Raw genomic sequence first — 22249 nt, forward strand, 5'->3', positions numbered from 1 at the left:
GGGTTTTTTGATAAACTTTTGATGTTCCAGGGGGAAATTTCTTTGATTGAGCTAAAATCAGTGACGAAGGTTTACGGTACTAAAGGCAAAAAGACAACCGCCTTGTCCAATTTAAACCTTAAAGTAAATAAAGGTGAAATTTTTGGAGTGATTGGACATTCTGGTGCAGGGAAAAGCACCTTGATTCGCTGTATTAACTTACTTGAGCGTCCAACAAAAGGTGAGGTATGGGTTGGTAACATACAGCTTACGAAACTTAAAAAGTGGCAGTTACAGCAACAAAGACAAAAGATTGGAATGATTTTTCAACACTTTAATCTGTTATCGTCAGCAACCGTGTTTAACAATATTGCTTTTCCTTTAACCTTAATTGGTACACCCAAGGCAAAAATAGAGCAAAAGGTAAATGAGTTACTCCAGCTTGTTGGATTAGAGGAGCATCGTAATAAATATCCAGCCCAATTATCTGGTGGACAAAAACAACGTGTTGGTATTGCAAGAGCACTTGCTAGTGATCCTGATGTATTATTATGTGACGAAGCAACCTCTGCTCTGGACCCACAAACTACCGATTCAATCTTAAAGCTACTTATGGATATTAATAAAAAGTTTAACCTGACGATTTTGTTGATTACGCATGAAATGCATGTCATTCAAAGTATTTGTGATCGAGTAGCTGTCATCCATGATGGCAATATTGTAGAGGAAGGTCCTGTTACACAAGTATTTTTGAAGCCACAACATCATGTCACTAAAGATTTTATTTATCGTGATGTGCAGGGTGGCAGTCAAAAATGGAGTGATCTAGAGCTAGAGAAATCTGGACGCTTAGTGCAAATTACGTTCCTTGGTAAAGCCACTTATGAATCTGTATTATCACAAATTGTACAGGAAACAAATGTGAATTTTGCGATCCTACAAGGTACAATTTCCAAAATTAAAGAAACACCGTATGGTCAATTGATTGTTTCATTTGAAGGGGAAGCAAGTAATATCGATACGACGATACAAAAATTAAGAGAACGTGATTTAGATGTGGAGGTAATAGAGTCATGAAAGGGATAGACTTTTCACAGGTAAATTGGGAGGAGATAGGCACTTCCTCTACAGATACCTTGCTCATGTTAGGGTATTCCGCGCTCTTTACCTTTTTAGTGGGATTGCCGCTTGGTGTATTGCTTTTTGTCCTATCGAGGTCTAATTTCTGGGTATCAAGATGGGTTTACAGAGTGTTATCGCTAGTCGTTAATATATTACGTTCCATTCCATTTATTATTTTAATCGTTGCACTTATTCCGATCACTCGTTCAATTGTTGGCGTTTCAATGGGTGTAAAAGGGACCATCGTTCCTTTAGTAATTGCAGCTGCACCATTTTTTGCAAGATTGATTGAAACTGCCCTGCGTGAGGTAGATCGTGGTGTTATTGAGGCATCACAAGCGATGGGGGCTTCAATTTGGCAAATTGTTCGCAAAGTATTGTTACCTGAATCGTTACCAGGCATTATCGCGGCGATGACCATTACTGTGGTTACGCTTGTATCCTACACAGCGATGTCGGGGATGGTTGGCGGTGGAGGATTAGGGGATCTTGCCATTCGCTATGGATATTATAGATATCAATCTGAAGTTATGATTGTTGCCATTGTATTAATGGTCATCCTCGTACAAATACTACAAATGGTAGGGGATCGATTAGTAAGTCATTTTACACGGAAATAATGGAAATAAGGAAACATCACATATACCACATATACCATGTATACCAACCTTATTTTAAAAACACTTTTAGGGGGAATCGTAGTTATGAAAAAATGGTCATTAACGTTTTTAACTTTAGCACTTGTTCTGGTACTGTCTGCATGTGGCAGTAAGGCAGAAAATAAGGGTACAACAGGTTCCGATACTGGAGCAGCCGCAGGCAATAATACAAAGACAGAAACTGTGGAATTAAAGGTTGGCGCAACTGTACCTCATGCTGATATTTTGAAGTTTATTGCACCTAAGTTGAAGGAAGAAGGCGTGGATTTGAAGGTAATCGAGTTCACTGATTACAATCAGCCTAACCGTCAATTGTTTGAAAAGCAGCTTGATGCAAACTATTTCCAACATCAACCTTACCTTGATCAACAAAACAAAGATAACAACTTTGATTTAGTCTCTGTTGCTGGTATTCATGTTGAGCCGTTTGGTGCTTATTCTAAAAAGATTACATCCGTTGACCAAATTCCTGACGGAGCAAAGGTTGCGATTCCTAACGATGCAACTAATGGTGGTCGTGCGTTGTTATTGCTTCAAAAACAAGGCTTAATTAAGCTAAAAGATGGCGTAGGCAATGAAGCAACTAAAAATGATATCGTAGAAAACTCCAAAAACCTTGTCATTTCTGAAAATGATGCGGCAATGCTTCCACGTCAGTTAGATGAAGTTGACCTTGCACTTATAAATACAAACTTTGCAATTGAAGCAGGACTTAACCCAACGAAGGATGCTTTATTTATCGAAGATAAAGATTCTCCGTATACAAATATTGTGGTAACTCGTCCAGACAATAAAGATTCTGATGCAATCAAAAAGCTAGTGAAGGCTTTAACTTCCGATGAAGTAAAAACCTTCATCAATGATACGTACAAAGGTGCGTTAGTGCCTGTATTTTAAGTGACAGAACAACGCAAAAAACAATAAAAAACATACTATTTATTCATTTTTCAAACCACACCCATTATAATATTTAAATTAGGTGTGGTCTTTTTTGTTTATCAAGGGTAAAGGGGGATAAAATGAAGAGCCAAGGTTTAGGAATAGGAATTCTTTTATTTGCTATTTTACTTGCGTTATGTTCAACTGGATTAAATTTTATTGCACTTCTTACTGGTGTTGTTGGAATTGTCTTTGTTTTTGAGGGGTTTTTGAGCAAAACAAAATGATTAACTCTACAGAGTTTACGCATAAAAAAGCAACACAGACCAATTGCGATGTCTGTGTTGCTAATAGCTATTTATTAAAATACTTGAACGACCTCTTCTACACCTTCAACTTCTTCGAACAAGGCACGTTCAATCCCTGCTTTTAAAGTAATGGTGGAGCTTGGGCAACCGCCGCATGCGCCGAGCAGTTTCAATTTAACAATCCCGTCCTCAACATCTACGAGATCCACGTCGCCACCGTCACGTTGTAAGAACGGACGAAGTTTATCTAACACTTCCAATACTTCATCATACAATTGGTCATGTGTTTTTTCACTCATTAGTTTCAACTCCTTTCTTTCCCCTATTATAGTATAAAAAAGTTTAAATTTAAATGGCTCAGATCACAGTTAAAAAGTTCTAAGCAATCTCTTCTGTTCACTTTTATTCGTAAACCTTAATCTCATTATAGAACGTATCACGTTCAACTGGAATTCGTCCTGCACCTTGAATGAGCCAAATTAATTCTTTACGTGTTAAGCCTTCAGGTGTCAAAGCGCCTGCCGCATGGCTAATTCTTTCCTTTACAATCGTGCCATGTACATCTGATGCACCAAAGGACATTGCCACTTGGGTAAGCTGTACACCAATGTTAATGAAATACGCCTTAATATGCTGAATATTATCTATCATCAAGCGACTAATTGCTAATGTTTTTAAATCTTCATAAGCGGAATTACGGCGCATAATGCCTGCATTTTTGTTGCGTGGCTGCATAGATAATGGAATAAAGACCATAAAGCCGTTAGTTTCATCCTGCAGATCACGTACATGCAGCATATGGCGAATCCGGTCCTCATGGGATTCAATAGAGCCGTATAACATGGTCGTATGTGTTTTCATACCAAGCTGATGTGCTGTACGGTGTACCTCTAAATAGCGCTCTACGTTTGCCTTATCCACCTTCATTTTTTCACGATATTGGTCTGATAAGATTTCAGCACCGCCACCAGTCAGGGTTTGAAGACCTGCTTTTTGTAGCTCTCTAAGCACCTCCGTAATCGATAATCCACTTATACGAGTGAAGAAGTCAATTTCTGCTGCGGTATAAGCCTTAATCGTTACATCTGGGAAGTTATCCTTCAATGCTTGTAAGGAGTCCACATAATATTGGAACGGTACGTGTTGGTTATGTCCACCTACAATATGAAACTCGCGAATGTTAGGATGAATATGTTGATTCACATAGTCCACCATTTGTTGTCCAGATAGGGTGTAGGAGCCTTCTTCACCTTGATCCTTGCGGAAATTACAAAACGCACAATAGGATTCGCATACATTTGTGAAGTAAAGGCTCATATTTTCGATAAAATATACTTTTTTACCGTTTTTCTTTAAATTTGCTTGGTTTGCCAGTTGACCGATGGTGAGTAGATCATCACTTTTATATAAATAAACGCCATCTTCGAGGCTTAATCGTTCTCCATGTGTTACCTTCTCTACAATTTCAGCCATTCTTTTATCCATACCTGTTGTTTCGACTGTTAACATTAGCAAGCTACCTCCGTTTCCTAAATCCAAAGCTCATTCTATTATAAACCTCCATTTCATAGAAGGGCAACAAATGTTACTGCTGAATATTATGTATGTCTGTGTAAAATATCACAATTGCTCATTCATTTACTATTGGGTGACAAAAGGAGTATACTTTTAAATATAAGCTTGATTAATTATTTTGGCTCTATTTATAAATCAATACCTGACAACGACTGGAGGATAGAAGCTACGATCCAGAGAGTTCTTTCGATTGTTGTTAAAATCTTATTCCTTTTATTGAAATAATGAATTGGTGGAATTTGATTTTAAGAGACAATCTCCAGAATCCCTCTGTCTCTTCGCTACCATAGGTTGGTTGTCATGTAGTGATTTAAAGACTGAGCCTTAATTATAGGAGGTATATTATGATTAATATTTCAGATAGTGCCTTAGCACGTATTCAAGACATGATTGCACAGGATGAAACACCAAATATGTTTTTGCGCTTAGGTGTTAATGAAGGTGGATGTAGCGGGTTTTCTTATGGCATGGGACTTGACAATGAAGAAAGTGATCAAGATGTATTCATGGACATCAAAGGCGTTAAGGTCGTCGTAGATAAGGAAAGTGTACGTTTTTTAAACGGACTTGAAATTGATTACCAGGAATCTGGTATGAGTGGTGGCTTTACCATCCACAATCCAAATGCAGTCGCTTCCTGTGGCTGTGGACAGTCATTTAAAATGCGGAATGAGGAAGGCAAGCCTGAGGTTTGTGATTGAAATCGTTGATGTAGTGAGGTGTTAATAGAGAATGGCGATTTTAATCCTATAGAAATATAAATACTTGATAATAAAAAGAAGACGCAGGTATATTGGGAATTCCCATACACTGCGTCTTTTTATTTGTTATTTAAATGATGAGAATCCTTCAGGAAGAGGATACTTTTCCATAAAATCTTTTATCTTATTATTTAGCTCCGAACCATCGGTGTAGGCATCCTTACTTGCTGATCTTGTTGAGTGTGTCAGTGAGTAGGTTCCAGCTTGAAGTTTGAGTAGACTTATTTGAGTAGAAGCTTTTAATGTCTCTATGTATTGATCAACAGCAAGACCTTTTGAAGTCTCCATGTCCTCTATTTTAAGTAGATTGGAAATCAAACCTTCAGATAAGTCTACAAGCTGAGAGTCTGTTGTTATACTTTTTAGATCGGTTGAAATGTCTAGTATGTTAGAATGAAGTTTAACTATTTCTTTAATTGTTGTAATTTCGTCCTCAATGTCTTTTGCTTTTTTACGGACTTCAACGTCTTCCTTAATTGTCAGAGCCTTTTTATAAACTTCTAAAGACGACATATAGTCTGCATTGTTGTAATGCGTCTCAGCTTGTGTAACTAGTTCTTTAAACTCAGACTCAGTTTTGTTAGTGCATCCTGCAATAATAAAAACGGAAAAAAGTATTAATAAAATTTTATGCATTTTGAACCCCCTGTTTTTCCACATCGTACCATGGAAAATTTTAATAGGCAACACCTTTAAGAATGCTTGTTAGATTTTCCACATTACAATAATACAATAAGATATGTTCAGAACTCTTGAATGTTAATTAAGTTATTTCTGCTACCGATATAATCTTAAGGATGAAATAGGAACTTATACCTACTACTACCTACATAGACATCAAGATAAGGGGATTTAGAAATGAAGAAATTAGCAATATACTGTATTACATTAATACTCGCATTTACTATGTTTGGGTTACCCAATGCTCAAGGGAAGGCAGAGGCATCAACCAAGATTCCGATTTTTGTTAATGGTGAAAGGGTGAAATTTGAGGTAGAGCCGATTCAAACGGAGGGCACAACGTTAGTGCAGTTTACTCCGATTTTTCAAAAACTAGATTTATTTTTTCAGTGGGATGGTGGGACTAAAACTGTCACCGCAGTAAAAGAAAACTTAAAGATTGAGCTTACAGCAGGGAAGAAGCAAGCGATTATAGATGGACGTGTGAGCAACTTACAGGTTGCACCTCGCATTGTAAAAGGGAAGATGTTTATCCCGTTACGTCTAGTAAGTGAGGCAACAGGGGCAGGCATCTCAATTAAAAATAATACGATCTTTATTGTTACTGGGACGACTTCAAATACAAGTACAAGCACAACAACAAGCAAGACTGCAACAGCAAACTCTAATTCTGCTCCTAGTACTATACCTGCACCAACTTCAGAAGCAGTACCGTCCTCTAAGCCTGCGAGCCCTGCTAGTAAAGTGACTGCGGATGTTATTTTAAAAGAATTAAGCGGCAATAACAGTCAACTCATGTACGATGGAATCCAGTATAATGTTAATTATTTAGTGAAGATTTGGGATAAAGATAGCGTTGAAATTACGATGTTATATGATCTTGAAGGGATCGATCATGTGTTAAATGCAAACACTAAAAACCGTCAAGCCTCAATTTATATGACCGCTCCGATTGCAAAAGCTTTACGTGATAAGTATCAATACAGCAATATTAATGTGAATCAGGCATATAGAGGTGTTTATGATCGTGATCCGTCAGGTCCTGGAAATGACATGATGCATGACCCCGTCAATGTGAAATATGTAGGTGGAAAGTATGTTGTTACTGCTGTTGTCTATTCTACTTATTATGAATATGAAAAAAACAAGGCAACATTAACCTTCGATATTAATGGTGGTTATCCGTCAGTGATTGATGAGATAACGATCCCATAAATTACGATTCCACAAATCGCAAAAAACAGATGCAAGATGAACTGCACCCATTTGTTGATACTGATTAACTTTTGGGGACTTCATCTGTGCATCTGTTTTTTTAAATGTTATTAACTGCTGAATTTTCGATTACGCACCCATTTTATAACATCCATCAAAATAACCGCTCCTAACGCCAAGCCACCCGCAATGAGGAACTCATCCCAACCAAACGCGTCAGGAATCGCGAAAATTGTTCTTATTCCAGGCAATAGGGTGACGCCATAAAGGCAGAGGCAAATCAAAATGGAGCCAAGCACAAGCTTATTACTCCCGAACCCAACCTGTACAATGGTTTGTGTGTTGGATCTTGCAGTAAAGGTCTGTAGTGTACGAGCTAAGATCAACGTTGTAAATGCCATCGCTACACTAATCTCAGGTGATGTGCCAAGTCCAATATATTGTGAAACAATAACAGCTACACCAATTAGTAAACCTCTAATCAACACCGTTTGAAGCATTCCACCTGCAAATATACCTTCATTTATGTCACGTGGTTTCCGCTCCATGACGTCAGGCTCAGCTTTTTCAGTCCCCAATGCGATAGCGGGTAAAGAATCATTAACAAGGTTAATAAATAGAAGCTGTAACGCCGTAAATGGGTTAACCCAACCTACAACAAGTGCAAATAGGATAGCGGAAATCGCACCAAGGTTGCCAGCAAACAAATAAGCAATCGATTTTTTGATATTATCAAATACCATACGGCCAACGTGAACCGCTTGGACAATGGAAACGAAGTTATCATCCGTCAAAATCATGGCAGAAGCATCCTTTGCCACATCGGTTCCACTTCCCATTGCAACGCCAATATCCGCTTGCTTAAGAGCAGGTGCATCATTAACACCATCGCCAGTCATTGCTGTAATTTTGCCCTTTTTTTGCCATGCACGAACAATACGGATTTTATTTTCTGGAGATACACGCGCATATACTGAAATTTGCTCTAGCTTTTCATCCAATTCGGCATCGGACATTTGATCTAATTCACTGCCTGTAACGGCAATGTCTTCTTTTTCTGCAAGTCCAATATCAACGCCAATCGCTTGGGCAGTCGTCTTGTGATCACCTGTAATCATGATCGTTCGAATACCCGCTTTTTTTGCATCTGCAATCGAGCCATATACCGCCTCACGTGGCGGGTCAATCATTGCCGTTAAACCAACAAGGATCAAATCATTTTCATCCTCGTGTGTAAGTGAGTTCTGATCTTGAATTGGCTTATACGCATAGGCAAGAACACGAAAAGCTCGCTTGGAGAAGGCTTCATTTTGCTCTTCAAACTGTTTACGAATCTCGTCTGTTAACGGCTTGACCTCACCATGGATAAATACACTTGTACAACGATTAAATAAGACATCTGGTCCACCCTTAGTCAGTAGAGCAGTTCCTCCTTCAAACGTATGTACTGTACTCATCAGCTTGCGATCGGAGTCAAAGGGAAGCTCTGCTTCACGCGGAAATTGATCTCTAATTTCACGATAATCCTTGTTTACGCGATTGCTAAAGGCAATGAGGGCAACCTCAGTTGGGTCACCAATTTCTTTGCCCTCCTGATTAATATTCGAATCGTTACAAAGCACTGCAATGTGCAGCAATCTTTGCTCCTCTTTGGATAACTCCTCAGGATTAGTAGGAAATTCATCCTTGGTTCCATGCGGAATATAGTAATCCACAACGGTCATTTTGTTTTGTGTGAGTGTTCCCGTTTTATCGGTACAAATAATACTTGTTGAGCCTAACGCTTCTACAGCAGGAAGACGACGAATAATGGCATGTTGCTTTGCCATTTTATTTGTTCCTAAAGACAATACAATCGTAACGATCGAAGAAAGGGCTTCAGGAATGGCGGCCACGGCAACAGCAACTGCAAACATCACCGCATTAATAACGGACGTACCGATATTTTCTGTCCCCTGCACTAACCATACCCGACCTACCTCAACGGCAAAAATAAGAATAGATAGGCCAAGAATGAAAAACCCTAGCTTTTTACTAAAAGCTTCCAGCTTACGTTGTAGCGGGGTTTCCTTCGCCTCAGCATTTTCAATTAACTGAGCTATTTTCCCGATTTCTGTATCTAATGCTGTCCCTGTAACTACAAAAACGCCTCGTCCATATACAACAAGTGAACCGCTAAATACCATATTCAGGCGATCACCAATGGGAGCCTCTTCTTGCAGCAGCTCCACATTTTTTTCTGCAGGCTCGGATTCCCCAGTTAACATCCCTTCATTAACCTTAAGGCTACCCGCTTCTATGATCCGTCCATCCGCAGGCACATAATCTCCAGCATCGAGTAATACGATATCACCTACAACGAGTTCCCTAGCAGGTATCGTTTTCTTTTCACCCTTGCGAATGACCTTGGCTTGAGGGGCAGACATCTGTCTTAAAGCATCCAGCGAGCCCTCAGCTTTTTTTGTTTGGACAACACTTATAATTGCATTGAGTATGATAACTAAAAAAATAATGAGGGATTCAATTAGATGACCTAATACAACCTGCACGCCTGCAGCAATCAGCAACACAATTACCATAGGGTCCTTAAAATTTTCAAGAAATAATTTCCAGAGTGGTATTTTACTTTTTCCTTTTAATTCGTTGTATCCATTAGCTTGTAAACGTGCCAAAGCTTCTTCATCTGTAAGTCCTGAAACAGAGCTTTGTACTTCTTGCAGTGTCTTGTCTACACTATGTCGATAGTGTTCCAAAAAAACCAGCCCCTTAGGTAGTAAAGTTCATTAAGGTGTATTGATTTAGTTTAGCTTATTTGGTTCTAGCACAACTTCATTATTTTCATTCTCATTCATCTCTACAAGTTCTGGTTCTTCATCATATAAATGCGTTCTTCGTTCGAACCAGTGGAACAGGTGTGTACAAATGACCTTTAAGACAGCATAACCTGGTACCGCCAAAATGATACCGAGGAAACCAAATAAGTTCCCCGCAGTTAAGATGACAAAAATAATTGTAATCGGGTGGATTTTTAACGTTTTACCCATAATTTGTGGTGAGATAAATTTTCCTTCAACAAATTGAGCCACTGTCCATACTACGATTAACTTAAGCAACATCATTGGCGAAGTTACGATCGCGATAATTAATGCAGGTGTAATCGCGATAGCTGGACCGAGATAAGGCACAATCGATGTACAAGCGGCAATAATTGCTAAAATGAGTGAATACTCTATTCCGATAATTACAAATCCAATATATAGCAATAAACCGATACACATACTTACGATAATCTGACCACGAATATAAGAGCTGATTTGATCATTCATTTCAGCCATTACACGACCACTTTGCTTACGGAATTTTACAGGGACAAATCGTAAAATAAAGCTAGGTAATTTTTTGCCATCCTTTAATAGATAAAACAAAATAAACGGAATGGTAGCGATCGTTAAAATAATGTCCTTCACTGCACCAATAAATCCGCCTAAACCGCTAACTGCACCGTTAAATAAAGCGGTTGCTTGGTCAGCCACTGTTTGCCCAATTTTCGAAGGATCAAAGCCGCTGGAGCTTGATATTTTACCAAAGAGGTCACTGCCGACTAAGCTCTCAAATTGGATCTGTACTTCCTCACTGTATTTAGGGAAATTAAGAATTAATGAATTAATTTGCTCCTGCACAAGTGGAATGACGGTGTTTAATAACAATGTGATAAGCATCGCAATACTTAGATATAAAGCAACAATCGTGTAAACACGAGGGATTTTTCTTTTTTCAAGGATATTCACAAGTGGATTAAGCAAATAGTAAAGCGCCCCTGTGAGTAAAATCGGGAATAAAATCGTTTTAATAAAAACAGTAAGTGGATTAAATATAAATGATATTTTTGAAAAGATAAAAATATTTAGACCAATTAGAAGCAAGATCATGAGAAAAACAACAAGCCGATTGTTAATGAAAAATTGAAAAAAACGATTGCTCCTAGTGTTGTTAGTCGAAGATTCTGCCATTAATATTTAGCGCCCCCTATTTATAAAATATAGTTCTCTCTCTTCTAAATATAGCTGTGCTCCTATCCTATATAAATAATACGTATAAAATTCATTTGGTTTCAGAAAATTCAAAAAAGGCATATGCCTTGGACAATCATACAGGAACAAATTGCCCTAGTTGAGTATGTATAGGATATAAAGCTGAAAGGGGGCATGGATCAATGGCAGGAAGACAGCTAGCAAATAAGTGGCTCAAAACGGAAGCATTGCTGCAGCATGGAGAAGTAGCACCTCACATTCCGCAAACCCGAATGTATAGCGAACACGATTTGCAACAAATGTTACATCAATTTGGTATGGTTGTGATTAAGCCACTCGTAGGTGGTGGTGGATATGGTGTCATCAAAATAACGTATTACATGGGTGTGTATACGTTTACTTATTTAGCAAGGAAGAGAAGTTTTCGTAACTTTAATGAGATGTTCCGCGCATTAAATAAGGTGAAGGTAAGACGGAAATATATGATCCAGCAAGGAATCGAATTAGCTCGCATTCATAATCGTCCTATTGATTATAGAGTTAAAGTAGCTAAACAGCCTGAAGGAAATTGGATTTATCGATCAATGGTAGGTAGATTGGCAAGACCAGGACTTTTTGTAACCAACTTATGCAAGGGCGGAACACAATTAAGTGCAAGAGAAGGGCTAACTCGTTCTTTTAGAAGTAAAAAGTTTGCTGCTTCGAAACGTAAGGAAATGCGGAATCTGACAAATATATGCATTGGTATCCTTGAATCTGCTTTTCCTGGTATCGGTGAATTAGGATTTGATTATGGGCTAGACAAAAGTGGGAAAATATGGATTTTTGAAGTGAATACTAGACCGCAATAATTGTAAGAAAAAGGGGTATAGCAAGATATTAAACGCAAAAACCGACAAGTACTATCCTGTGAATAACTTTTATCCACATTATACCACTATAATCCACAAGCATTTGCCAACCTTACCAACAAATTATTCACAGGATTTCCACAGGTATATGTGGATAAGAAGAACGCTTGTTCTACTGAATAAATCTTGTTATGATTGAAACGTAAACTAAGAAAGGATGTGTTACCAATGGCGATGTTGAGTGATGAGATGCTGCTCGAATCCTACTACATGGCGAATAAAATGCAGTTAGATCATGATTTTATCGCACTGCTATTGGCAGAGATTCATCGTCGCAATTTAACTACAGAGAAGGTTTGTATTGTTCATTAGTAAATACTAAGAATGGGTTAGGACGTGCATGTGTGAGTAATACAATCAATTTTTGTATCCACGAATTGTGGACAAGCAGGTTATGGCTAAAGTTGTCCACAGCCAATTGGACAGCATGGCAAAGGGTACCTTGTTGTACGAATGAATTCGTATAAATAAGATACCCTTTTTTTAAAACTATAAATTTTTATGTTATATCCTAATTATAAAGGATTAGAGCTTCAAATTACTGCTATGCCCTGGGGATAGTTTCGCCTCAGGATCGATATAAACTTTTGCATTGTTAACTGCAGTAGGTGCTTCACCAAAACCAACGGCAATCAAATCTAGCTTACCTGGATATGTAGTAATATCACCAGCAGCAAAAATACCTGGTATTGAGCTTTCCATACGTGAGTCCACAACAATAGAATTTCCTTCAATATCAAGTCCCCACTCTGCAATTGGACCTAATGAAGATACAAATCCAAAATTAACGATCACATCATCAACTTCAATTTGTTGTGTTTCTTTAGTTTTAACATGGGTTAAAGTAACACTAGTGATACTTTCTTCCCCATGAAGTGCTGTAATTTCAGTAGGTGTGATTACCTCTACCTTAGATGCAAGCAACTGTTCAACACTATGTTCATGCGCACGGAATTTATCTCTGCGATGAATTAACGTGACTTTTTCTGCGATTGGCTCAAGCATAAGTGCCCAGTCCACAGCAGAATCGCCACCACCACTAATAACAACCTTGCGTCCTGCAAATTGGTTAAGATCACTAATAAAGTAATGTAGATTAGCTTTCTCAAATTTAGATGCATCTTCAACATCAAGCCTACGAGGCTCAAATGCACCTACGCCAGCTGTAATAATAATAGCTTTCGCATGATGCTCGGTCTTGTCCGTTTTTACAATGAAATTACGTTCATCTTGTTTAATAATTTGTAAAACCTTTTCTTCCAATCGGATATCAGGGTCAAACAGTTTTAGCTGTTCCTTTAAGTTATCAACAAGCTCTTGCCCTGTGATTTTTGGGAAACCGGCTATATCATAAATATATTTCTCAGGATAGAGTGCAGCTACCTGACCTCCAAGCTGTGGCATGCTTTCAATTAATTTAACGGAAGCTTTGCGCATACCTCCGTAAAAAGCAGCGAACATCCCTGCGGGACCTCCACCGATAATAAGTAGATCAGTAGGTTCGCTGGTTGGATGAGTTGGTGACACGAGTAAACACCTCCATATATTTTAACAGCAAATTATGGCTCAAGTTGTTAAGTACTGGTTTGTAATGAGCCTAATTTATATTGTCATTTCTACTTTATTATAAACATCCGTTGAGAACTTGCAAAGTGAATAAAAAAACCACCCTAACAGCAGGAAAATTTATACAAAAATACTGTAAATAAAGACTTGATCTTTTGTGGAAAAGTCGATATCATTCAGATGTATGTGTGAAACATTGTGACAAAAAACGTACATTTAGTTAAAAGAAACCGTATTTTTTGATTGAAAGACAAAAATTGTTTAAAATAAAATGTGATAAATATCTCAGATTTTTTTTGCATAATATGTTGTTGGCTACTAAAACGTTATTATATTTTATTCTATTGAATAGTATGTAGTATTATTGTGCAACCCTGTGTGTTAATTTTCACATTATTTACTACAAGTTTTGTGCTATTAAACAACAAATATAGAAGGCTTAAGCCATAAAGGAGAACTAAAATGAGTACCATACCTAAAATTGTAATTCTTGGAGCTGGATATGGTGGTATATTAACTGCCCAACGTCTACAAAAAGAATTAAACTATAATGAAGCTGATGTGACATTAGTGAACCGTCATGACTATCATTATTTTACAACCCATCTTCACATGCCTGCCGCGGGTACAGATTCCATTGATAATACGCGTGTGTCTATTTCTAAACTAATAGATGAATTTAAAATTGATCTTGTGAAATCTAATGTTCAAGAAATTCGTCTTGCTGAGAAAAAGGTTGTATTGCAGGATGGAACGTTATCTTACGACTATTTAGTAATTGCATTAGGTGGAGAACCTGAAACTTTTGGTATTCCAGGTTTAGCTGAGCATGCGATGACGATTCGTAGCATTAACTCTGTTCGTTTTATTCGTCAGCATATTGAATATCAATTTGCACTATATAAAGCTGATGAAAGCCGGACAGAATGTCTGAATTTTGTCGTTGGTGGAGCTGGCTTTAGTGGAATTGAGTTTGTTGCTGAATTGGCTGATCGTATTCCTGAGCTATGCAAAGAATATGATGTAGATCCTAATCTTGTTAACATATACAATGTTGAAGCAGCACCTACTGCTTTGCCAGGCTTTGATCCTGAATTAGTGGAATATGCGATGGATGTATTAAAGAAGAAAAAAGTTCAATTCAAAATTGGTGTAGCGATTAAGGAATGTACTGCTGATGGTGTGTTGCTTGCAACAGGAGAAGAAATTAAGGCAGCAACAGTAGTATGGACAGGTGGTATTCGTGGTAATCGATTAATTGAAGCTGCTGGTTTTGAAACTGCACGTGGTCGTGTGAAAATCAACGATTTCTTACAGGCGCCTGAGCATGACAATGTATTTATAATTGGAGATAATTCCTTAATGTTTAATGAGGAAGGTCGTCCTTACCCGCCTACAGCTCAAATTGCGATGCAGCAAGGTGTTGTGTGTGCACAAAACGTCGTTGCGGCAATTCGGGGAAAAGAATTCAAGAAATTTGTGTTTAGTAATAAGGGTACAGTAGCTTCCTTAGGTAAAGGGGAAGCAGTAGCATCAGCATTTGGTAAAAAATATAAAGGTTGGATTGCTGCTCAGTTGAAAAAGGTAGTAGATATGCGCTACTTATTCATTATTGGTGGTATTGGTTTAGTTCTGAAAAAAGGCAGATTCCTCTAAGATGAGGCACTGTAGCGTTCAAGTGCGGGGATTACTGACGAGAGAAGAGCTAGATCGTTATCATGCACTGATGGAGCTAGGTGGATACCTTGAATCGTTGCAGCAATACGATTTTGCATATACAGTGCAAAAAGAGGTGGATATTTTAATTTTGCCGGCGATTGAACGTCTTAAGGAAAAAAGTAGACAACGTGACCAGCAAACGGCAGATTTTTTGGCTTCACTACAGCAAAATGAAGAGCAGGACTAAACAATAACTTAATCAAAAAGTTGTAATATAAAAAAGGCTATGCCCAAGGTGGAAATCATCTTAGGTATAGCCTTTTCTTAACTTTGCTTTATTTTCATTTATAGCTTTAACATATCCTCAAAGCCTTGTTCATGAAGTAAATTCCCTACAAAGAAGGAGCCAAATTCACCATATCTAGCGCTTACCTCATCAAATCTCATTTCATATACAAGCTTTTTAAACTGGAGGGCATCGTCGGAAAATAAGGTTACGCCCCATTCCCAATCATCAAAGCCAACAGAGCCAGTAATAATCTGCTTCACTTTACCTGCGTAGCTACGTCCAATCAGGCCATGACTACGCATCATGTCTCGACGTTCTTCCATTGAAAGCATATACCAGTTGTCGTTTAAATCCCGTTTTTTATTCATAGGATAAAAACAAATATGTTTGGACTGCGGCAGGATTGGGTACAATCTAGCTTTAACATGAGGATTTTGCATTGGGTCCTCATCGTTACCACTACCTGAAGCTAAGTAGTTGCTTAATTCTACGACACTAACATAGGAATATGCTTTATGAGTGTAGCCAGCAAAGGTCGTCTTATTAAACTCGGTTTCCACCTTATTGATTTCTTCAAGGGATTCACGTAGATGCATAAATACGAAATCTGCCTTTTGCCCGATGATGGAATAAACAGCAGAGCTACCTTTGTGCTCTTCCTCGACGCTACCCCACTCTTGTAAAAAGGTATGTAGCTCCTCAAGCGCACCTGCACGCTCCTCATCATCTGCTCTCTTCCAAGCGTTCCAATCCATGGATCTAAAATCATGAAGCGCATACCAACCTTCAAGGGTTAAGGCTGCTTCGTTCATTATATAATCACCTCTACATTTACATGTCATATCATGATAAACTCATGATACACCTTCTTAGATTATATAATTTCTTTTGTATCGGTACAACCAAGAGTAGAATTTAGGTGCTTTTGAAAAATTAGTGGTTGCTAACTTCCGAGGAAAGCAGCTACGGTGCATAGGGTGGCTTCACCCCTGTTACAGTCTGATTTTCTTGAATTAAATAGTTATCGGTTGAAAAACATGAACCATTAATTTCTAGATTGAGCCTCTTTTAAGCCACTATTTTTATGATAGAATAGGTTAGATGGGTTACAGATTTAAGGTTAGAAAGTAGGCGATGAAAGCCGTGCGAATGAGTCACATTCTGAATTTCACAGAAAATCACCGTTACCTTGTGTACCGTGACTTTTGTATTGGTCCTTTGGAATCTAGAATGCTTAATATGGTTTATCAGCCGATGTTAGGTGCATTTGCAATCGCATTGTATCGAGTATTGGCGGAGCAGGTTCCTATGGAGCAGGTGGGCTATTCTAGCATTGAGCAGCAAAGAGGATTGTTTCTTACCTTAGGAATAGAGCCTAGTGAGAAGGGACGTAAATTTTTAATCGAGCAAGCGTCTTGTTTAGAGGCAGTAGGACTACTACAGACCAGTCGTTTATATATTCCAGAGCAAGATGATTATATGTATGAATATGAGCTTCAAGCTCCGTTATCACCTACAGAATTTTTTAGAACACAACATTTAACGTTGCTGTTGCGGGACAAGCTAGGCAAATTTGCATTGCTGTCCTTACGCGAGAAGTTATTTAGTGCAGAGCCAGAGGAATGGAATACTTCACATAATAAAGAAAATATTTCAGTTCCTTTTTATGAAATATTTGAGTTAAATACACATGTCATCGATTATGAATTAGAGCAGGCGATTGCTGAAACGGCAATTTCAAGAATGAATGATCAGCCTAATCAGATAGAAAACAAACTAAATTATGCAGATATTATATTGCGTTTTCCACGTGAATCTCATAATCGTACTTATGTAGAGGGCTTACGCTTTAATCATGAGGCGATGGGAACCGTAAATTATGTAGCACATAAATATGAGTTAACTGCGCCTGATCTATGTCGATTGCTTGATGAAGATGGCGTATTTGATTCAAATGGAAATTTACTGCTTGAGGTGCTTCAGCATAAAGCTAATGTGCAGTTTAGACAAGGTAAACGTCGGCAGGAAGAACGAGAGATTACTTATAATAAAGTGGTATCTTTGCGTGCTGAGCAGCAGGAGGCTAGTGCAACAAAAGCACAAGAGCAAATTCAAGAGGAAGTCGCAGTGCAAATGGAATATTATGTGGAGGTTCCTCCGCAATTCCGCAGTAAATGTGATATTCATCAATATAATATGATGCTTCGCAATGAGCCGTATACACGCTTACTCAAAACCTTTTTCCCTGGAGCAGTTCCTGATAACTTAATGGATATTTTTGAAAAAGTTGATTTGAATTATCGCTTACCTGGTGAAGTTATTAATGTACTTATTCATTATTTAATGAACCTGCTTACACAAGGTGGGGATCAGCGAATTAATCGGAATTTTGTAGATGCCATTGCTTCTAATATGTTATTAAAGCAAATTGATACGTATGAGAAAGCTGTTCATTATATTCGTGAGCAATCTAAGGTGAAAAATAAGCAAGAACAAAGTAATGCAGCGGCGAGTAAAGGGCGTAGCAAAAAAAGTTATACAGGACGTAAGGAAAATGCGAAGCCTTATATTCCAGTGGTTGAGCACTCAGACCAAGGAAATGAACTCTCTGAGGAAGATTTTGTCCAAATGATGAAGGCAGCGGAGCAGCTTGAAAAGGCAAAGAAAAAATCTTAGTGATGATTAGCTAATCGCTACACTAAAATGTCAGAGGGGGTGAATCTAACGATGGAGTCACTAGGTGATATTTTATCTCAGATGAAAAATTCGGAGCTACGCAAACGAACAGAGCAACTAACGTCCTCCTTGTTAAATGATCCACTTGTGTTAAAGCTTAGGAAAGAACATCCTGAAATTACAGAGAAGCAGCTTACATTAAATATGGCGAAATTATATCAGTGCGTGAAAGATGATAAGCATTGTAGCCAGTGTCCTGGTCTTGATCGTTGTCCTAATGATTTCCCTGGGCATTACACGAAAATTAGTGTAGAAGCTCAAGGTGGTGTCTCCACCATCGTAGATCGTCAGGTGCCTTGTCAGCTTCAGGCGATGCGTGAAAAGGAACAGATGATCAAGGAAAAGATAACAAGCTTTTATGTGGATGAACGTGCTTTAAGCGAGGGCTATAGTGAAGTTGAGATTATGGGCAAAGACCGTGATAGAAGTCCCGCTGTATATAAGCTATTTCAATATATTGAACAAACTAAGGAGCAAGGCTTGTCCCCCAAAGGGTTATATATGGAGGGGAGCTTTGGTACAGGCAAAACCTTTTTGATGTGTTATATGCTACATGAGTTAGCGAAGGCGGGATATACAGGTGCGATTGTCTATATGCCTGATTTTGTGGAGGATTTGAAGTCCATGATGCAGGATAATGGGAAGCTAAAGGAAACTACGGAGCTAATGAAGGAAGTTGATTTGTTGATTTTTGATGATATTGGTGCTGAAAATTTGAACCCGTGGGTACGCGATCATATTTTAGGTGCGATCTTAAATTATCGGATGAATCGAAAGCCTACTTTTTATACCTCCAATTATTCATTGTCCATGTTAGAGAAGCACCTTGCCTTTACGAACAAGGAAGGGGAAGACGTTCATAAAGGACAGCGGATTATGGATCGTATTGCCCCATTTGTAGATGTGCTTCAAATAAAAGGTAGCAATAAACGTCGGTCTTAAGTAGGTCATCATGTCATAAGGTTGCTTTAAAAATAAAATGTGCTATAATTAAGTAACCACCTTTTATAAAATAGTGGGTGGATTTTCAGTATAAAATTTATGTTTTACCCTAAACAGGTTAAACTAAGATGACAGACTTATATATAAGGAGTGTGCTAATTATGGCAATTGTTAACGTTTCTGACCAATCCTTTCAAGGTGAAGTAGAAAGCGAAGGCGTAGTTCTAGTTGATTTCTGGGCTCCATGGTGTGGACCTTGTAAAATGCTAGCACCAATTCTTGAGGATTTATCTGGTGATCTTGGTGATTCCGTAAAAATTGCAAAAGTAAACGTAGATGAAAACCCTGAATCTGCTTCCCGCTTTGGCGTAATGAGTATCCCAACAATGATCTTGTTCAAAGACGGTCAAGCAGTAGATAAAGTAGTAGGCCTTAACTCTAAAGATAAGCTGAAGGAATTAGTGGCTAAACACCAATAATGGTGATGTGAAGCTAATCAACAGTAAAACCTCCGGTACAGTTGTCCGGAGGTTTTTTCGTTGCTTTAATTACAAAGTAATGTGTATTTTGGAACATTTGTTTGTATAATAGAGAAAGTAATGCAGGGAAGGGGGAGAACTGACATGGAGCATGAACATGACAATGAGAATGAATATGTAGATGAAAATCAGCAAAAAAATGAGCGGATCGTTAATGCTGAGTCGTTAGAAGAACGGGAAAAGGCGATGGAAGGCATTCGCCATAAATTAGCTCTATTACCCGATTTACCAGGTTGTTATTTAATGAAAAACCGCGAAGGTACTATTATATATGTAGGTAAAGCAAAAATTTTAAAAAATCGTGTTCGTTCCTATTTTACAGGTAGTCATGATGGTAAAACTCAACGTTTAGTGACGGATATTCGGGATTTCGAATATATTGTGACTGGCAGTAACATGGAAGCACTTATTCTTGAATGTAATTTAATAAAGAAATATTATCCTCGCTATAATGTACTTTTAAAGGATGATAAAACTTTTCCATATATAAAAATAACAAATGAGCTACATCCTCGTTTGGAGGTAACTCGTAAAATCGTAAAGGATAAGGCTAAATATTTTGGACCGTATCCTAATGGTTATGCAGCCCAGCAAACTAAAAAGCTGCTGGATCGCATGTATCCTTTGCGCAAATGCAATGTTTTACCAAAGGAAGTATGTCTATATTATCATATGGGACAATGTCTAGCCCCTTGTGTACAGGAGATTGACCAGTCCAGCTATGATGAGATCACCTCCGAGATTCAAAAGTTTTTAAGTGGTGGGCATGAGGAAATCAAAAAGGAACTGGAGCGCAAAATGCATGAAGCTGCTGAGGAATTGTATTTTGAGCGTGCGAAGGAATTAAGGGATCAGATCATAAGTATTGATGCTTTGATGGAAAAGCAAAAAATTACGATGAAGGATGCCAAGGATCGGGACGTGTTTGGCTTTGCAGTCGATAAAGGCTGGATGTGTGTGCAAATTTTGTACATGCGTCAAGGTAAAATGATCGAACGACATGCGTCTGTGTTTCCGTTTTATGGTGATGCCTATAGTGATTTCTTATCTTATGTCACGCAATATTACAGTGATAATCCAGCATTACCTCAGGAAATTATTTTGCCAGAGTTGAAGGAGATTGAGATTGAAGCTCAGGTTAAAGCAGAGAATGGGGAGTCTGATGAAGTTTTAGAGAGTGAAGCAACAGTAAAAGCTGTGGATGCAGCTTTAGATAAAAATGAGGATGAGGCAACAGATGCTTTGCTTGACCCGGCTAGTGGTGCGGTTGCGCTACAGGAATGGTTAGGGGTAAAGGTATTAGTGCCAAAACGCGGCTTAAAGCGGCAGTTGATTACGATGGCAGAGGATAATGCCAAGGTAAGCCTAGATGAGAAATTCCGTTTAATTGAACGGGATGAGGAACGAACCTTAAAGGCATCAGAAAATTTAGGACGCCATATTGGTCTTGAATCTTTATCACGGATTGAAGCGTTTGATAACTCTAACATTCAAGGTACGAATCCTGTATCTGCGATGGTTGTATTTATCGATGGGAAACCATCTAAAAAGGATTATCGTAAATACAAGGTACGTTCGGTTGAAGGACCTGATGATTATGGGACGATGCGTGAGGTCATTCGCAGGCGGTATGAGCGGGTATTAAAGGAAGGCTTGGTTAAACCTGATCTAATCGTCGTTGATGGCGGGAAGGGTCAAATTTCAGCGGCGATTGATGTGCTGGAAAATGAGCTGGGGTTAGATATACCTGTCTGCGGATTAGTGAAGGACGCAAAGCATAAAACGGCACAATTAATGATAGGTGATCCACCTGAGCCGGTTTCTTTGCCACGTGATAGCCAAGAGTTTTATTTGCTGCAACGTATTCAAGATGAGGTGCACCGCTTTGCCATCTCATTTCATCGTGAGCAACGTGCCAAATCGATGGTCGTGTCACAGCTTGATGCGATTCCAGGCATTGGAGAAAAACGCAGAAAAGCGTTACTTAAGCATTTTGGTTCACTCAAAAAAATTAAAGAAGCAACTGTGGAGGATTTCCGTCCATTATCAATTGGGGATAAGCTAGCGACACAAATTTTAGAAGCGCTGCATGACGGTGAATAATTAAGGATAGAAAATAGTTGATTACAGATAAGGGAGAAAATGATGGGGAGTAACGGCTAAAATAATAAAAGGTATGGCTTATAGTTACTTTTGATATGACATTACAAGCACTAGAAAAATAAAATAACTATCTTACATTTTTATCTTACAAGTGATAAAATATAAATAGAAATAAGGACGGTTGGCTGACCGTCCTCAGTTCAAACAACTTGAGTGGGGTTACCCTCCAATAAACTTTAGTTCATGAAGAAGTGACCCACTTAGGCGCCAACCTGATATGCTCCCAACATAGTA

Annotated in this window: 21 protein-coding genes; 14 read left to right on the forward strand and 7 right to left on the reverse strand. The window is 38.4% G+C overall.

Annotation, left to right across the window (positions count from 1 at the left end):
* Nucleotides 1–42 precede the first annotated feature (42 nt).
* From ABE099_RS20410 to ABE099_RS20425, 4 genes are all read left to right on the forward strand, one after another.
* The gene (locus ABE099_RS20410) at nucleotides 43–1056 is read left to right on the forward strand and encodes a methionine ABC transporter ATP-binding protein (RefSeq protein ID WP_430033457.1); all 1014 of its coding nucleotides are present in this window, start codon (nucleotides 43–45) and stop codon (nucleotides 1054–1056) included.
* Nucleotides 1053–1721 carry a methionine ABC transporter permease gene (locus ABE099_RS20415; RefSeq protein WP_430033460.1) on the forward strand — a complete coding sequence of 223 codons (669 nt, stop codon included), beginning with the start codon at nucleotides 1053–1055 and terminating at the stop codon, nucleotides 1719–1721. The genes ABE099_RS20410 and ABE099_RS20415 overlap by 4 nt, the downstream gene beginning before the upstream one ends.
* 84 nt (nucleotides 1722–1805) lie before the next feature.
* Nucleotides 1806–2657 carry a MetQ/NlpA family ABC transporter substrate-binding protein gene (locus tag ABE099_RS20420; protein ID WP_430033462.1) on the forward strand — a complete coding sequence of 284 codons (852 nt, stop codon included), beginning with the start codon at nucleotides 1806–1808 and terminating at the stop codon, nucleotides 2655–2657.
* Nucleotides 2658–2779: 122 nt separating this feature from the next.
* Nucleotides 2780–2926 (forward strand): hypothetical protein, encoded by a 147-nt coding sequence (locus tag ABE099_RS20425; RefSeq protein WP_430033464.1) that lies wholly within the window; start codon nucleotides 2780–2782, stop codon nucleotides 2924–2926.
* A 74-nt stretch (nucleotides 2927–3000) separates the two neighbouring features.
* Here ABE099_RS20425 and ABE099_RS20430 read toward each other — a convergent pair whose 3' ends face one another.
* Both ABE099_RS20430 and mqnE read right to left on the reverse strand, forming a co-directional pair.
* Entirely contained in the window at nucleotides 3001–3246 is a 246-nt protein-coding gene (locus ABE099_RS20430) for a NifU family protein (RefSeq protein ID WP_210089233.1), read from the reverse strand.
* 103 nt (nucleotides 3247–3349) lie between these two features.
* Nucleotides 3350–4456: an aminofutalosine synthase MqnE gene (gene mqnE / locus ABE099_RS20435; protein ID WP_210089234.1), complete on the reverse strand. Its 1107-nt coding sequence runs from the start codon at nucleotides 4454–4456 to the stop codon at nucleotides 3350–3352.
* Between the two features lie 410 nt (nucleotides 4457–4866).
* Here mqnE and ABE099_RS20440 point away from each other — a divergent pair, with 410 nt between their 5' ends.
* Nucleotides 4867–5223, forward strand: coding sequence for a HesB/IscA family protein (locus ABE099_RS20440; RefSeq protein ID WP_210089235.1), 357 nt, complete (start codon nucleotides 4867–4869; stop codon nucleotides 5221–5223).
* Between the two features lie 126 nt (nucleotides 5224–5349).
* On the opposite strand, the gene ABE099_RS20445 is transcribed toward ABE099_RS20440, so the two are convergent.
* Nucleotides 5350–5919, reverse strand: coding sequence for a hypothetical protein (locus tag ABE099_RS20445; RefSeq protein ID WP_430033468.1), 570 nt, complete (start codon nucleotides 5917–5919; stop codon nucleotides 5350–5352).
* Nucleotides 5920–6141: 222 nt separating this feature from the next.
* Here ABE099_RS20445 and ABE099_RS20450 point away from each other — a divergent pair, with 222 nt between their 5' ends.
* Nucleotides 6142–7179: a copper amine oxidase N-terminal domain-containing protein gene (locus ABE099_RS20450; RefSeq protein ID WP_430033470.1), complete on the forward strand. Its 1038-nt coding sequence runs from the start codon at nucleotides 6142–6144 to the stop codon at nucleotides 7177–7179.
* 110 nt (nucleotides 7180–7289) lie between these two features.
* Here the strand turns inward: ABE099_RS20450 and ABE099_RS20455 are convergent, their stop codons facing one another.
* Nucleotides 7290–9932 carry a cation-translocating P-type ATPase gene (locus ABE099_RS20455; protein ID WP_430033473.1) on the reverse strand — a complete coding sequence of 881 codons (2643 nt, stop codon included), beginning with the start codon at nucleotides 9930–9932 and terminating at the stop codon, nucleotides 7290–7292.
* Between the two features lie 45 nt (nucleotides 9933–9977).
* On the reverse strand, nucleotides 9978–11189 hold the full coding sequence (locus ABE099_RS20460; protein WP_430033476.1) for an AI-2E family transporter: 1212 nt from the start codon (nucleotides 11187–11189) through the stop codon (nucleotides 9978–9980).
* 203 nt (nucleotides 11190–11392) lie between these two features.
* On the opposite strand from ABE099_RS20460, the gene ABE099_RS20465 reads away from it, so the two are divergent.
* Together ABE099_RS20465 and ABE099_RS20470 are read left to right on the forward strand one after the other, a co-directional pair.
* Nucleotides 11393–12061, forward strand: a complete 669-nt coding sequence (locus ABE099_RS20465) for a YheC/YheD family protein (RefSeq protein WP_430033478.1) — start codon at nucleotides 11393–11395, stop codon at nucleotides 12059–12061.
* Between the two features lie 228 nt (nucleotides 12062–12289).
* A complete protein-coding gene (locus ABE099_RS20470; protein WP_210089297.1) occupies nucleotides 12290–12433 on the forward strand; it encodes a sporulation histidine kinase inhibitor Sda in 144 nt (47 codons plus the stop codon).
* A gap of 213 nt (nucleotides 12434–12646) precedes the next feature.
* On the opposite strand, the gene ABE099_RS20475 is transcribed toward ABE099_RS20470, so the two are convergent.
* On the reverse strand, nucleotides 12647–13648 hold the full coding sequence (locus ABE099_RS20475) for an NAD(P)/FAD-dependent oxidoreductase (protein ID WP_430033481.1): 1002 nt from the start codon (nucleotides 13646–13648) through the stop codon (nucleotides 12647–12649).
* A gap of 501 nt (nucleotides 13649–14149) precedes the next feature.
* On the opposite strand from ABE099_RS20475, the gene ABE099_RS20480 reads away from it, so the two are divergent.
* Together ABE099_RS20480 and ABE099_RS20485 are read left to right on the forward strand one after the other, a co-directional pair.
* The gene (locus tag ABE099_RS20480) at nucleotides 14150–15343 is read left to right on the forward strand and encodes an NAD(P)/FAD-dependent oxidoreductase (protein WP_210089244.1); all 1194 of its coding nucleotides are present in this window, start codon (nucleotides 14150–14152) and stop codon (nucleotides 15341–15343) included.
* A 1-nt stretch (nucleotide 15344) separates the two neighbouring features.
* Nucleotides 15345–15593 (forward strand): hypothetical protein, encoded by a 249-nt coding sequence (locus ABE099_RS20485; protein WP_430033485.1) that lies wholly within the window; start codon nucleotides 15345–15347, stop codon nucleotides 15591–15593.
* Between the two features lie 98 nt (nucleotides 15594–15691).
* Here ABE099_RS20485 and hemQ read toward each other — a convergent pair whose 3' ends face one another.
* On the reverse strand, nucleotides 15692–16447 hold the full coding sequence (gene hemQ / locus ABE099_RS20490; protein WP_430033488.1) for a hydrogen peroxide-dependent heme synthase: 756 nt from the start codon (nucleotides 16445–16447) through the stop codon (nucleotides 15692–15694).
* Between the two features lie 331 nt (nucleotides 16448–16778).
* On the opposite strand from hemQ, the gene ABE099_RS20495 reads away from it, so the two are divergent.
* The 4 genes from ABE099_RS20495 to uvrC all read left to right on the forward strand — a co-directional run bounded on the left by ABE099_RS20495 (nucleotide 16779) and on the right by uvrC (nucleotide 21955).
* Nucleotides 16779–18311 (forward strand): helicase DnaB, encoded by a 1533-nt coding sequence (locus ABE099_RS20495; protein ID WP_430033501.1) that lies wholly within the window; start codon nucleotides 16779–16781, stop codon nucleotides 18309–18311.
* A gap of 51 nt (nucleotides 18312–18362) precedes the next feature.
* Nucleotides 18363–19313 carry a primosomal protein DnaI gene (dnaI, locus tag ABE099_RS20500; RefSeq protein ID WP_430033491.1) on the forward strand — a complete coding sequence of 317 codons (951 nt, stop codon included), beginning with the start codon at nucleotides 18363–18365 and terminating at the stop codon, nucleotides 19311–19313.
* A gap of 161 nt (nucleotides 19314–19474) precedes the next feature.
* Nucleotides 19475–19792 carry a thioredoxin gene (trxA, locus tag ABE099_RS20505; protein ID WP_430033494.1) on the forward strand — a complete coding sequence of 106 codons (318 nt, stop codon included), beginning with the start codon at nucleotides 19475–19477 and terminating at the stop codon, nucleotides 19790–19792.
* A gap of 246 nt (nucleotides 19793–20038) precedes the next feature.
* The gene (gene uvrC / locus ABE099_RS20510) at nucleotides 20039–21955 is read left to right on the forward strand and encodes an excinuclease ABC subunit UvrC (protein WP_430033503.1); all 1917 of its coding nucleotides are present in this window, start codon (nucleotides 20039–20041) and stop codon (nucleotides 21953–21955) included.
* Nucleotides 21956–22249: the final 294 nt, after the last annotated feature.

It is taken from the genome of Paenibacillus turicensis, from assembly GCF_050461185.1.
In the GTDB taxonomy this organism is placed as follows: domain Bacteria; phylum Bacillota; class Bacilli; order Paenibacillales; family Paenibacillaceae; genus Fontibacillus; species Fontibacillus turicensis_A.